Raw genomic sequence first — 14,063 nt, forward strand, 5'->3', positions numbered from 1 at the left:
ACTACAATGACGTATAAGAATGTAACTGTCGCGGGAAGCGGCGTCCTAGGCTACCAAATTGCCTTTCAAGCCGCGTTTCATGGTTTTAATGTCAGTGTCTATGACATCAATGACGAGGTATTAGAAAAGGCAAAATCAAAATTTCAATTGATGTGTAAGGCTTTTCGAAAAGACTTGGGAGCAACCCAAGAGCAGTTGGACAAAGCCTTTGACAATTTGAGCTATACTTCAGATCTAGCAGAAGCGGTCAAAGATGCTGATCTCATGATTGAAGCCATTCCCGAAATCCCCAAGATCAAAATCGAATTTTACGAAAAGCTTGCTAAGCTTGCCCCAGAGAAAACCATATTTGCCACCAATACCTCAACCTTACTTCCTAGCCATTTTGCAGAATCAACAGGACGCCCCGCTCAGTTTCTAGCGCTTCATTTTGCCAATAAAATTTGGATGCACAATGTTGCTGAAATCATGGGACATCCTGGCACAGATCCTCAAGTATTTGATGATGTTGTTGCTTTTGCTACTGCCATTGGTATGGTGGCAACGCCGCTAGATAAAGAGCAGCCTGGTTACATTATGAATAGTTTGTTAGCGCCTTTTATAGATGCAGCTTTGCAATTGGTTGCAAAAGAGGTTGCCGATCCGCATACGATAGATAAGACGTGGATGATAGTCACTGGCGCGCCGTCAGGTCCATTTGCCATATTGGACACTATCGGTATCAACACTGCCTATAACATCACCAAAATATCTGCTGAAGCCACTCAAAACCCGGTAAGGTTCAAGGCTGCTAAGTATTTAAAAGAGCAATTGATTGATCAAAACAAGCTAGGGTCTGCAACTGGTGAAGGATTCTACACTTATCCAAACCCTGCCTTTATGAATCCTGATTTTTTGAAATGATAAATGTTATAAAATCTGTTAAATAAAGCGGTAACCCCACCAGTTATCGCTTAGTAGATTAGTAGCTTGGTAGATTAGTAGAGCTGCACTGATGACTATTTGAACAAACAAAGAACCCTTGTAGATTAAATACTACAAGGGTTCTTTGTTGTCTATACCTTGAGTGGTACTGTTTTTTAAAGTATCAAAACTCTCTGCTCTGTTTCATTAACTACCGATGATATCAACTGCTGACCTATTCATAATTTTGGTTAAAGATAACAGACAATTCACTAGCGGCTTCTTGCATCAACGGCACATAGCTGAGTAACTCATCCATACTTTTTCTGACGGTTGGACCATGAGTAAACAACGTGGCAAATGCTTGCTGCTCGCCATTGGGAATCATCACCGCACAGGCGACCATCCCCGGAATAAATTCTTCGTTATCTATACCCACCTTGGTCTCACGTGTCTTTACAATTGTCTGCATGAGTTGCTTTTTATCCGTTTGGGTATGGGTCGTAAGCGCATGTATCGACATCTTTTCAATGATGCGCTCACATTTGTCATCTGACAGCTGTGCCAGCAGCAACTTGCCACTGGCACTGGCCCACACGGGTACATGAGTACCGGAAGGTAGAAATATCTGTAGTGGCCAGTCTGACATGACGCGATCAACATACACCACATCTAAGTCTTGCAAAATCGCAATACCAACTGTCTCTTCTATCTTCGCTGATAGCTCATTTAGTATTGCCAATCGCTCGTTTTTGAAATCACTATTTTGCAATAAGTTCATAGCAAGCTTGTACGTGCGCTTTCCGCAAGTGACCTTTCCTGGCAAGTCTAATTGAATAAATCCAAGACCCTGCAATTGATCCAGTAATCGATACATACTGGGTACTGGCACTTCCAAGGTTTCTGACAAATCACTGACACTCATTGGTCTTTGAGAGCTTGCCAGCACCTCTACAATCTGTAAAACACGCTCAACACTCGATCCTTTCTTTTTCTTAGCCTCACTCATTAATTACTCCAAAACTTGTAGCTGACGCTCAGCAAATAAATTTATTCATTATAACGATAAAATTTATGCTTTTGCGTCTTGTCATTACAAACATATTCTGTTACCTTTCACATAACGAGAAAATATTTATCGTTATGTGAAATTTAATTGTTAGGCACGATTGGTTTTGTCGGTAATACGCATGACAAATAAGCGACCTAGCAAGCTGATAATGGAAGTCATTAATACAAGGATTAGTAATTATGTCGCACAGTATCCTTCTGCCAAGGACCATGGAGATTGGACGCGATGCTTGCCGAAAGCTACCGCAGATATTAAAAAGTTTGGGTATCAAAAAACCCCTGATTATCACTGACGATATGATGGTCAAACTTGGCTATGTCGATAATATCCAACACATTTTAGAAGAAGCGAAAATCAGTGCTGATGTGTTTTCGGACACCGTTCCAGAACCTACTGAGATGTCTATTAGCGCAGGCGTCTCACAAGTCAAAGCGCAGGACTATGATGGTCTTATTGCACTAGGCGGCGGCAGCCCTATCGATAGCGCCAAAGCTATCTCAATACTGGGTAAGTTTGGCGGGGTCATGCGTGACTACAAGTTTCCTCGTCAAGTTGATGAAACTGGCTTACCTATCATCGCCATACCAACTACTGCGGGTACAGGCTCAGAAGTCACTCGCTTTACCATCATCACTGATGATGAGAACAACGAAAAACTGTTGTGCGTGGGTATGGGGTTCATGCCTATAGCAGCGATTATCGACTATACCCTAACGCTTAGCGTACCACCGCGCACCACCGCAGATACAGGCATTGACGCGATGACCCATGCTATCGAAGCGTATATCAGTCCCAAACGAAATGCCTATAGCGATCAGCAAGCATTGGCGGCGCTGCGTCTGATTGGACCCAATATCCAAACGGCCTATCATGATGGCAAAGATGACACGGCTCGCGAGACCATGATGCTCGGCTCTACCTTGGCTGGTATCGCTTTTTGCAACTCTTCAGTTGCGCTGGTACATGGCATGAGCCGCCCGATCGGTGCGTTTTTCCATGTGCCACATGGTCTATCGAACGCCATGCTACTGCCAACGATTACCGAATTTGGTATCTCAAGTGCGCCCGACCGCTATGCTGACTGCGCACGTGCATTAGGCGTCGCTGACTCTAACGATACAGATGATGATGCCAACACCCGTTTGATCAATTTTCTCAAAAACTTAAACAAAGAATTGCATGTGCCCACATTGGCAGAGTTTGGTGTGCAGCGAGCCGACTTTGACAAGCTCGTCAATACTATGTGCGAGCAAGCCTTTGCATCAGGTTCACCCAATAACAACCCACGCATACCCAATTTAGAAGAAATGATTCAGCTTTATACCATGCTGTGGGATGACAGCAGCACGGATCACGCCTAGCACTCTGTGATACCAACATTACTTCCATTTACTATCGACCACCCAATAACACACCTGTTTAAAGGACATAAACTATGCAAACTATCGGACACTTCATCAACGGCAGCTTAATCAATAATGACAGCCAAACTCAAGACGTCTACAACCCTTCAACGGGCGATGTCAGCAAAAAAGTTGCGTTAGGTGGTGCAAAAACCATCGGCGAAGCGGTCGCTGCTGCCAAAGCTGCCTTTCCAGCGTGGAGCAAAACGTCGCCACTAAAACGTGCGCGTGTGATGTTCAAGTTCAAAGCATTGCTGGAGCAAAATACAGATGAGATTTGCCGCCTGATCGGTGAAGAGCATGGCAAAATCGTCCATGATGCGGCAGGTGAGCTACAGCGCGGTATTGAAAACGTCGAATATGCTTGCGGTGCACCTGAGTTATTAAAAGGGGAACACAGCCGTAATGTCAGTACAGATATAGACTCTTGGAGTGAATTTCACCCATTAGGTGTTGTGGCTGGTATCACACCATTTAACTTTCCTGCCATGGTTCCCCTATGGATGTTCCCGATGGCAATCGTTTGTGGTAACACCTTTATCCTAAAGCCCTCTGAGCGTGATCCAAGCTCAACGCTATTTATTGCGCAGCTGTTGCATGAAGCAGGGCTTCCAGAAGGCGTTATCAACGTCGTCAATGGTGGCAAAGAAGCCGTCGATGCCATTTTGCATCATCCAGATGTCAAAGCGGTCAGCTTTGTCGGCTCTACCCCTATCGCTGAATACATCTATACGACCGCAGCGGCACAAGGCAAACGCTGCCAAGCCTTAGGCGGTGCAAAAAACCATGCGATCGTAATGCCAGATGCTGATTTGGATAATGTTGTGACCTCATTACTTGGCGCTGCTTTTGGCTCATCAGGTGAGCGCTGTATGGCGTTGTCTGTCGCTGTGGCTGTCGGTGATGAAACCGCGGATAAGATGATTGCCGCTCTACAGCCAGCTATCGAAGCGCTAAAGTTTGGCGTCCATTCAGAGAAGAATAACGACTTTGGCCCTGTCATTACCAAGGCACATAAATCTAAAGTCGTCGAGCATATCAAGAGTGCTGCCGATCAAGGTGCTACCTTAGTTGCAGATGGCTCCGATGTTCAACCAGAAGGTTATGAAGACGGGTTCTTTGTAGGTCCAACGCTGATTGATCATGTCACAAAAGACATGGACAGCTACAAGTCTGAAATTTTTGGTCCAGTACTGCAAGTCATGCGCGTACAAACCATGGCCGAGGCTATACAGCTTATTAATGACCATGAATACGGTAATGGTACGTGTATCTACACCCGCGATGGTGAGGCGGCGCGTCACTTTATTGACAATATTGAAGTTGGCATGGTCGGTATCAATATCCCGCTACCGGTACCCGTGGCATCACAAAGCTTTGGTGGCTGGAAACGCTCATTATTTGGCGACTTGGCCATGTATGGACCAGACGGCGTGAGCTTTTTCACTCGACGCAAGACCATCACTCAGCGCTGGCCGAGCACGGCAGTGAGAGATGAAAAGCAATTCTCCATGCCCACTTAATCCTATTATTTCTTAGAGCATCACCTCACCGTTGCTCTCAAAAACATTAAATAGTATGTCAAAAACTGGTGCTTGCGTCTTACCCACATTAACCGTGGATAGATAGCGAGCACTCTGACTATGTCAGTTTGATGGCCTTTAGTGTATCGGCTATCAAACCCTATGACGTTCTGGCTTTTTGTAATAACACCATAATATTCTAAGGATAGATAACTATGCGAGAAACTTTTGAATTACCACTCGTAGGTGTCAAAGTCATCGATTTTGGTCAATATATTGCAGGTCCTGCTGTTGGCATGATGCTTGGCGATCTCGGCGCTACCGTGGTTCATATAGACCCGCCGTCAGGTCCAAAATGGCACAGTCCGGCTAATGCCGTATTAAACCGCAATAAATTAATGCTAAAAATCGATCTTAAGACTGCTGAGGGCGTGGCGCAAGCTGAAGCGTTGATCTTGGAAAGTGACATTGTGATTGAAGGCTTTCGCCCTGGAAAAATGGCAGAGATGGGGCTTGATCTGGTAGCACTTCGCAAAAAACGTCCACAACTGATTGCCTTATCGATTCCTGGATTTGCCTCAAACGATGAACATCGCCGTGAGCTTCGTGCGTATGAGAGTATCATCTCAGCAAGCTCAGGGGTGTTTACTGACATGGGGCTCAACCGCGTACTCATGGGTATCAACCCATCATTTTCGCCGCTACCGCTGCCTTCTGCTTATGGTGCCATGCTGGCAGGCTCTGCCGTTGTCTTTGCTCTACAAGCTCGTGAAAACACCGGGCTTGGCGACGCCATTGAGGTTCCGCTTGCAGCGGCTGTCATGGAAGGTCTCTGCTACAATTCGATAGAAATCGAGGACTTACCTGAGCGCTATTTGACTCAGCGTGAGGTTGAGATTCAACGCCGCCGTGTCGAAGGCATTCCAATGAACATGGGCTATGAAGAGCTACAAGAATTACTAGATCCTTTTTATCGCAGCTATATGTGCAAAGACGGGCGTATGTTTTACGTGGTATGCCCCAGCCACAAACATCATGCAAAGCGTTGCCTAGAGGTTTTAGGGTTGTACGATGAGTTAGTTGAGGAAGGGTTAACTGAAGAGGAGGATACTTATGTGCCTTCTAGTCAGTGGCAGTCTGACACTTCGCTTGGCGTTTATCCAATGCCAAAATACTGGGCAGATCATATTGCTGAAAAAATGAAAGGCGCATTCTTGAAACGTACCTCAAAAGAGTGGCAAAAGATCTTTGGGAAACGCGGTATACCTGGCGCGCCCCAACGTTGGCTGCAAGAGTGGATTCATGATGATCATGCCGAAACAACGGGACTGATGATCGAGGTCGAAGACCCCACTTATGGCAAGATGATTCAACCAGGCCCAATTGTGTGGCTTGAAGAGTGCGGCGAACAAATGCTACAACCCAAACCACCGAAGCCTGTAGATTTTGATGAGGCCTTTAAAAAACTAAAGAGCATTAAGACCAAGCTGCCTTCAGTGAAGGAGTCTAATGAGACCTATGGCTGGCTAGACGGTATCAAAGTGCTCGATCTGTGTAATGTAATTGCTGGACCGCATTCAGCAGCTTACTTGGCACGGTTTGGTGCAGAAGTCATCAAGCTCGATCCTGCGTCACCACTATACGACAGTTGGAATACCGTCATTTACGGTATGTCTCAAATGGTAGGCAAGCAGTCGATACTTGCTGATATTCGTTATGGACAAGGACGGGAAGTATTCGAACAACTGGTTCGTTCAGCCGATGTCATTGTTTGGAATGCAACAGACACACAAATCAAAAAAATGGGCTTGGATACTGAGGGTTTAAAAGCATTAAACCCTGAGGCGACCTTCTGCAAGCTAGATTGTTTCAGTGGCGTTCGCAAAGGTCCATGCAGTGACTTCATTGGTTATGACGATGTCGTGCAGGCGTCTACTGGCATCATGTTACGCTGCGGCGGCGCTATGGATACGCCTGAAGAACATGCGCATGTCGGTACTATCGATGTTATGTGCGGTTTTGGCGGGGCAATGAGCATTGGCGTAGCACTCTATCAAAAGTATCGTACAGGTCAAATTGGACGTGGTCGTACCTCATTAGTCGCAAACAGCGCGTTGTTGCAAATTCCATACTGCTACGACTTTGAAAAACGGGGTTTGTTCGAAGAACCCTCAGGCCGAGAGACCAACGGTCACGATGAATTGACGCGTTTTTACTACACCTCTTCGGGGAACTATTTGCTACTGAACGCTTATGAAGGCGACGTCAAAAACTTTGAGAAAGTCGAAGGTTTAGAAGGTTTTAGTCAGCTCGACAAAGATGAGCGCGCGGCCTTCTTATCTAATATTTTCCAAAAAGCACCCGCTCATGATTGGATAGAACGCTTGCAAGCGGCTGATATTGCGGCGGTCATTTGTGCAGATATCAATGCGTTGCGTGCCGAATACAGTCACCCGGCAGATAACACGCCGGGCACTGATCGCGGTAGTTACTCTTTCTCAATTTATGAAGACCATCCAAGTGGTCATAGAGTTACGCAGCTTGACCCCTATGCCATTAGACCCTCTAACAGCAAGATATACGCGCTTTCTAGACCTGAAAAGTTCGGAAAATCAACCCGCCAAATCATGCTAGATCTTGGCTATAGTGAGGCGGACATTGAAACGGGTATCGCCAGTGGCAGTTTGAGTGACAGTTGGGGTGATGAGTTTTTACCAAGTTAAATCAAAATTTAGCCCAAAAAAAAGCATCAAGTGACTCAAAGGATTGTGGAACTTGGTGCTCACTTAAGCAAAGAGATATCATCTAAAGGATTAGTCATGAGATATAAAAACAAACCCCCTTTAACTAAACTGCCAATAAAAGTCGCAACCAAAGGCTTTTACGAGGGGTTTAACAAAGACGTTACCATTACCGCTAAAATATTGCTTGGCCTACTCATTGTTTGGGCTGTCATATCACCTGAAAACTCGATGACCGTATTGGGTTCGATCAATAGTTTTTTACTCAACCACTTCTCGACATGGTACATCTTAGCCGTCGCTTTTTTCTTGATTTTAGCGATGCTTTTGGCATTTATTCCGCGCTATGGCAAGCTGATTTTGGGAGATTCAGGTGACACGCCTGAGTTCTCTAGTTTTTCATGGTTTTCTATGATCTTCGGCGCAGGCATTGGCGTGGGTATGTTGACCTTTGCGACCGCAGAGCCCATGTATCACTTTGCCAATAATCCTGAAGTCATCAAAGGCATGGCGACTGGTTATGATGCTGATAATGTGCGATACGCCTACAAGTGGGCTTTTCTACATTGGGGCTTTAGTGCTTGGATTTGCTATTCCTTAGTCGGTCTGTCGATGGCGTACTTTTCTTTCAGGCGCAAATTACCGCTTACTATTCGTTCAGGACTTGCACCGTTATTTGGCAAAAGACTCTCCGGCAGGCTTGGTGATGCAATCGATATTGTCGCCGTTATTGCGACTATTTTGGGCGTGGCTCAGACACTAGGATTTGGGGTTGAGCAGTTTGTGTCTAGTATGCACCGTGTCGGTATGGGTGAATGGTTAATCAACACTGATGGAAAGTCGTCAGCAGCAGCGATTATCGTTGCGCTGGTTGTTATCGTTGGCGTTGCCACGCTTTCAGCACTTTCTGGTCTCGGCAAAGGGGTTAAATGGTTATCCAACCTCAACATGGGTTTAAGTGTTATTCTCTTTGCATTTTTCTTGATTTTTGGTTCAACATTCTTTGGCTTACAGTCCTTTTTCGTCGGTTTGTTTGACTATGTTGTCGCGTTGCCAGAATTGCTCGTGACTGTTTGGCAGCCAGATGGTACCCCTGTTGGTGAAACACTTGCTACGTGGCAAAAGGACTGGTCAGTTTTTTATTGGGCATGGTGGATTGCTTTTGGTCCCTTTGTTGGTGTGTTCTTTGCCCGTATCTCACGGGGTCGCAGTATTCGCGCTTATCTACTTGGTACGGTCGTTCTACCCGCGCTCATGTGTTTTATTTGGTTTTCGATTGTGGGCGGTACCGCGATTGACTTAACGCTAGGTGGTACGGATGCTATTTCAAGCGTAGGACAGGAGTCTCAATTACTAGCCATGCTCGATGTCATGCTCTCGCCGACTGCTGCTTGGGCGATGGCTTTGTTGGTTTTAGTGTTACTCCTAACCTACTTAGTGACCACGTTAGATTCAGCCATTTTGGTTATCAATACGATCAACTCAGGCGGTAACGAAGGTCCAAAAGGTCGTCCACATATCATATTTTGGGGCGTCATACTGGCATTAGTTGTTGGGGTACTCCTGATCAGTGGTGGCTTGGGTGCGATCAAAACCGCAATGGTTATTGGTGCCCTACCCTTTAGCTTCGTTATGGTGCTGATGGGCATAGCGCTTATAAAAGCCATTCTATACGACACCAGTCATGATCACGCGGACAACATAAAGTCGGTCGATAAATGATCATTCTAAAGCGCATCCTGTATTGCTATGAGTCGCCTCAATGTTTCTACCTTGAGGCAACTTGATTGATCGTTCAACAAATCAATAACGGTTGACGTACAAACCCATAACGGCGAAATCTATAATACTTTTAACGTTAATGTATTATGGATTTCGTCAGGTTGGTTTGTTTCATGTTAACAAAGTCGCTCTTTATAAAATCATGCTGCTCTATATTTTGCCATTTCATCTTTGCCACTTCACACACTTATGATTTCAGCAACATCATTGTTTATTAAGGTTGATAAGTTTGGTGTTTTATTGAGATGGAATATTTGATTAAGCACAAAGAATGATAGTGAGACAAGACCATACACTTCCTGAACAATCACTTTATAACACCACGATTATTGATATTCATCTTTAGGAGAATGGTATGAGCACTAACATAACAAGAAACAGTACATATATTGATGGACATGAAATTTCATTTTTAGAGCAAGGTTCTGGTATCCCAGTTATCTTGTTACATGGTATTCCAACCAACAACCTTATGTGGCGCAATATCATTCCACAGCTTGCCAAAACACATCGTGTTATCGCTCCTGACCTTCTCAATTACGGGGAATCTGCAAAACCAAAAAATGCAGATGTGTCTATCAATGCTCAAAGTAGTATGATTGTAAAGCTCATGGATGCGCTAGGTGCGCCTGAAGCCGATGTTATTGGACATGATATTGGTGGAGGGGTTGCTCAACTGATAGCAGTCAATTATCCAGAAAAAGTTCGCAAGCTTGTATTGATCGATAGTATTTGTTTTGATTCATGGCCTATCCCAGATTTTGAGCCGCTACAAGAGCCTGGCGCTGAATCAGACATGAGTCTTGAGGACTTTGTTAGCATGATGCAAGGTTTTATGCCAAAAGGCGTAGAAGATAAAAGTGTTATGACTGATGAGCTAATTGAGACTTATATCCAGCCTTGGTCAACTGAGGACGGTAAGCAGGCGTTTTTCCGCAATCTAAGACGGTTAAACAAAGAATATACTCAGGCCATCACTGACGAGCTGCGCAATCTACCCCATCAGACATTGATACTATGGGGTGAACAAGACCCTTTCCAAAAACCAAAATACGCGCCAAAATTAGAAGAAGCAATACCAAATGCACAGCTCATCTGGATTAATGACGTTGGTCATTGGTTAATCGATGAAAAGCCAACTGAAATTGGTGAGCACATTATTCAATTCCTTGGCTAATGTACAAGCGGTAAATAAATATAACACCCTATCCTACCCGACAAAGCGCTGTACCAAATAGCGATGACATTGTGCTATCTGGTACAGCGCTTTGTTATATTGCTTGCTGTTTCCGATATTGCTATTTTCGGTATTGCTGTTTATTGTTAGCAAGCCATTATCGATACGGTCTCTTACTGATATTACCTATTATTGGTATTGACTGTTTTTTATTCTGCGAGGATTTGTCTTTTTATAGGCTGCTCACCATAGTATCAGGCGATAAGATAGCGGCTAACGCCTCATCACTGAGTAGCTTTTCTTGTTTGACCAGTTCTGCCACACCTGAACCACTCAGCAATGCATGTCCTGCAATGCGACTGGCATTTTCATAGCCAATGTGCGGCACTAGTGCGGTGACAATACCGATACTGTTTTCGACATGCTGTGCGCAGCGCGATTCATTTGCCGTAATTCCTTGGATACATCGTTCATCCAACATACGAATCGATTTTTCCAATATACGTGTGTTGTTGAGAAGGTTATAAACGATTAGCGGTTCCATTGCATTTAATTGCAACTGACCTGCTTCTGCGGCCATAGTGATCGTCATATCTGTCCCCATCACTTGAAATGCCGCTTGGTTCATCGCCTCAGGAATCACAGGATTGACTTTACCTGGCATAATGGATGAACCAGGCTGCATGGCGGGTAGATTAATCTCTCCAAGTCCTGTGCGCGGCCCACTCGATAGCAATCGCAAATCGTTACTCAACTTAGACAACTTGATAGACAAGCGTTTGAGCGTACCAGAGAATGCCACAAATGCACCCATATCAGCACTTGCTGCAATGAGATCTTCAGCCGCTCTTACAGGTAGTCCACTAATTTCAGCCAACTCATCAATCGCTACCGCCGCATAACCTTTTGGCGCATTAATACCAGTTCCAATAGCGGTACCTCCTAAATTCAGCTCACACAGCTGTAGGCAAGCTTGCTCGATTTGAACAATCTCACTACCCAAGTCGCTAGCAAAGGCATGGAACTCTTGACCCAATGTCATCGGTACGGCATCTTGTAATTGCGTACGCCCCATCTTTAGGACACTACTGAACGCTTCTGCTTTGTCCATTAGGCTGCGCTGTAAATTAATGATAGTCTCCTTTAGAGGCGCTGCTGCAAACACAATGGCTAGACGCGCGGCACTAGGATAGACATCATTGGTAGACTGCGAGCGGTTGACCTCATTATTGGGATGTAGGTACTCATATTGACCATAGGTCAGTCCCATTTTTGCCAGTCCAATGTTAGCAATCACTTCATTGGCATTCATGTTCGTGGACGTGCCTGCCCCGCCTTGTATCAAATCAACAATAAACTGCTCATGGTACTTACCATCGATGATGTCTGTGCATGCATCGGTGATAGCGCTAAGCTTAGCATCGCTCAGCAAGTCATAATGGTGATTGGTTTTGGCAGCCGCTGACTTAACCATAGCCAACGCTCGTATCAACTCAGGAAAATGACTGATTGGCACTCCTGTGATATTAAAATTCTGATACGCTCGCTGCGTTTGAATACCATACAAAGCAGTAGCAGGTATAGCTTGTTTGCCAAGTAAGTCTTTTTCAATACGGGTAGGTGTTTGGTCGTTGCTCAGACGTTCAGTATGGCTCATATATTCGTTCTTCTTAGAAATGACTTAATAGAAAAGGTGGCAATGTAAAAAGTCACAATGCGGTTGTTAGCGGTTGTTATATACTGATTGTTTGACAGCTGACTGGTACCAGTTGCTAAGTATAAAGGGCTAGACAAACATGAATATGCTCAGCGCCATGCGCCATAGCCGTTAAATCTGCAACCAACCAACAAGTACTCTCAATCAAATAAAGCAGAGCCATCGTAACGGAGAAGATGCCACAAGAAAAACGTAAACATTCTGCTCTCAGCCCCAAAATTTTTGGTGCTCGTTGATATAGGTAGCAAATAAGATTGCCCTACAAAGAGAACCATCTGATTTACAACTGCTTTGAGAAAGATTTTTTAGAGGAATAAAGCGTGGAAAATATAAGGCATACGATAAATGGGATAAGAGTGTTTAGGCGCTTTTATTTATAGAAATAAGCGTTTTATAATTCGGGCATAGCGAATGGAATAATACTGTGGGGATAATAACTACAAAGACATTGATTGCAACGAGACTATTTATAGAAACTCCGGTTATCACGAGACTAGTTATATAAAAACTGGTTATCACAGACCCAATACTTGCTTTAAAGCAATAATTTGTGGCTGCTGACGGTCTACGTAACGGTAGGCAAGCACCACCTCTCGAGCCAAACTATTATCACCCAAATGATGAATCTGGACTGGTGCCGTACTCCTAATCCATAGCCCAGCATACGGAATCAGTGCCACGCCCAAACCAGACTCAACCATTCTGACAATGGCATCGAGATCATTGATCTCCATAATAGTGTTTACCTTGATATCTTGCTGCTTAAAAAACTTGCTCAATTTTGCCCCAGAAGAAGACTGCAAGCTGTAATGAATAAAAGGATGTTGCTCAAAGGTTTGTTTTAGACTATGAAAAGGCCACTTCTTGGGTGTGATCAGTACATAAGGCTCAGTCATAATAGACTGAGTAACGATGTCTTTGGGCAAGGTAAACGCCGGCTGTATCGTAATGGCAGCGTCGATACTTCCTACTGCCAGTTTTTCAAACAACTCTATAGAACGCCCTGGGATGATCTCAGTTTGCATTAGCGGTGCCAATATCGTAATGGCTTTTAGCGCCTCTGGCAAAATACCGACTTGAACGGAGTTGATCGCACCAATTCTAAGTTGACCATAATAGCTTGCAATGTCTGTGTCTGAGGGCGACTGCATGGTTGCATAGAGCTGTAAGATCTCTTTGGCTATTGGTAATACACGCGCCCCTTGCGGATTAAGCGTGACAGCACGAGCAGAGCGAGTAAATAGCGCCAAACCCAGCGTATCCTCCAGACTTTTTATCTGCGCACTCACAGCAGACTGGGTAAGATTTATGTGCCGAGCAGCCGCCGCAAAACTGTCCAATTCGCAAACTGCAACAAAGGTCTTAAGCTCTCTTATCATTGGGGTCACCGCGTATAGTATTGATATTTGCTTTAGGGTTTTTTTAGGCTCTACCGCTATCCTCATCTCTGTACAAAGGCGATAGCGACTGAGGTTAGCGTATGAACGAATACCTCGCTAAGTAGTATAAGCTAACGCTTCATTAACATCTAACAAATTGACAGCAAGGGTTGGCTTATACTACCATTGAAAACTCACTTTATTAATCTTACCTATCACATGTAAGATCGTTTCGGAGTAACCTCATGCAGTGGACTAAACCAGCTTTTCAAGACATCCGTATCGGTTTCGAAATCACTATGTATTTTGAAGCACGCTAAAAACTCATAAACCTGAATACATTAAAAGCCCTAGATGATTAGGGCT

10 protein-coding genes are annotated in these 14,063 nt (G+C 44.6%); 7 read left to right on the forward strand and 3 right to left on the reverse strand.

Going from position 1 to position 14,063, the window contains the following annotated elements:
* The first annotated feature begins 6 nt into the window (after positions 1–6).
* Positions 7–903 (forward strand): 3-hydroxyacyl-CoA dehydrogenase, encoded by an 897-nt coding sequence (locus AC5JPO_RS02260; RefSeq protein WP_493853167.1) that lies wholly within the window; start codon positions 7–9, stop codon positions 901–903.
* A 235-nt stretch (positions 904–1,138) separates the two neighbouring features.
* Here AC5JPO_RS02260 and AC5JPO_RS02265 read toward each other — a convergent pair whose 3' ends face one another.
* The gene (locus tag AC5JPO_RS02265) at positions 1,139–1,912 is read right to left on the reverse strand and encodes an IclR family transcriptional regulator (protein ID WP_493853168.1); all 774 of its coding nucleotides are present in this window, start codon (positions 1,910–1,912) and stop codon (positions 1,139–1,141) included.
* A 242-nt stretch (positions 1,913–2,154) separates the two neighbouring features.
* On the opposite strand from AC5JPO_RS02265, the gene AC5JPO_RS02270 reads away from it, so the two are divergent.
* The 5 genes from AC5JPO_RS02270 (at position 2,155) to AC5JPO_RS02290 (ending at position 10,601) form a co-directional block, all read left to right on the forward strand.
* The gene (locus tag AC5JPO_RS02270; protein WP_493853169.1) at positions 2,155–3,336 is read left to right on the forward strand and encodes an iron-containing alcohol dehydrogenase; all 1,182 of its coding nucleotides are present in this window, start codon (positions 2,155–2,157) and stop codon (positions 3,334–3,336) included.
* Between the two features lie 74 nt (positions 3,337–3,410).
* Positions 3,411–4,901, forward strand: a complete 1,491-nt coding sequence (locus tag AC5JPO_RS02275) for a CoA-acylating methylmalonate-semialdehyde dehydrogenase (protein ID WP_493853170.1) — start codon at positions 3,411–3,413, stop codon at positions 4,899–4,901.
* Positions 4,902–5,116: 215 nt separating this feature from the next.
* Positions 5,117–7,624: a CoA transferase gene (locus AC5JPO_RS02280; protein WP_493853171.1), complete on the forward strand. Its 2,508-nt coding sequence runs from the start codon at positions 5,117–5,119 to the stop codon at positions 7,622–7,624.
* Positions 7,625–7,720: 96 nt separating this feature from the next.
* Positions 7,721–9,364, forward strand: a complete 1,644-nt coding sequence (locus tag AC5JPO_RS02285; protein ID WP_493853172.1) for a BCCT family transporter — start codon at positions 7,721–7,723, stop codon at positions 9,362–9,364.
* Between the two features lie 415 nt (positions 9,365–9,779).
* Positions 9,780–10,601: an alpha/beta fold hydrolase gene (locus AC5JPO_RS02290; RefSeq protein WP_493853173.1), complete on the forward strand. Its 822-nt coding sequence runs from the start codon at positions 9,780–9,782 to the stop codon at positions 10,599–10,601.
* A 232-nt stretch (positions 10,602–10,833) separates the two neighbouring features.
* Here the strand turns inward: AC5JPO_RS02290 and AC5JPO_RS02295 are convergent, their stop codons facing one another.
* Positions 10,834–12,258: an aspartate ammonia-lyase gene (locus tag AC5JPO_RS02295; RefSeq protein WP_493853174.1), complete on the reverse strand. Its 1,425-nt coding sequence runs from the start codon at positions 12,256–12,258 to the stop codon at positions 10,834–10,836.
* A gap of 575 nt (positions 12,259–12,833) precedes the next feature.
* Positions 12,834–13,697 carry a LysR substrate-binding domain-containing protein gene (locus tag AC5JPO_RS02300; RefSeq protein WP_493853175.1) on the reverse strand — a complete coding sequence of 288 codons (864 nt, stop codon included), beginning with the start codon at positions 13,695–13,697 and terminating at the stop codon, positions 12,834–12,836.
* A 245-nt stretch (positions 13,698–13,942) separates the two neighbouring features.
* Between AC5JPO_RS02300 and pqqA the strand changes: the two genes are divergently transcribed.
* Entirely contained in the window at positions 13,943–14,017 is a 75-nt protein-coding gene (pqqA, locus tag AC5JPO_RS02305) for a pyrroloquinoline quinone precursor peptide PqqA (protein ID WP_075107140.1), read from the forward strand.
* Positions 14,018–14,063: the final 46 nt, after the last annotated feature.

Source organism: Psychrobacter sp. H25 (genome assembly GCF_059076335.1).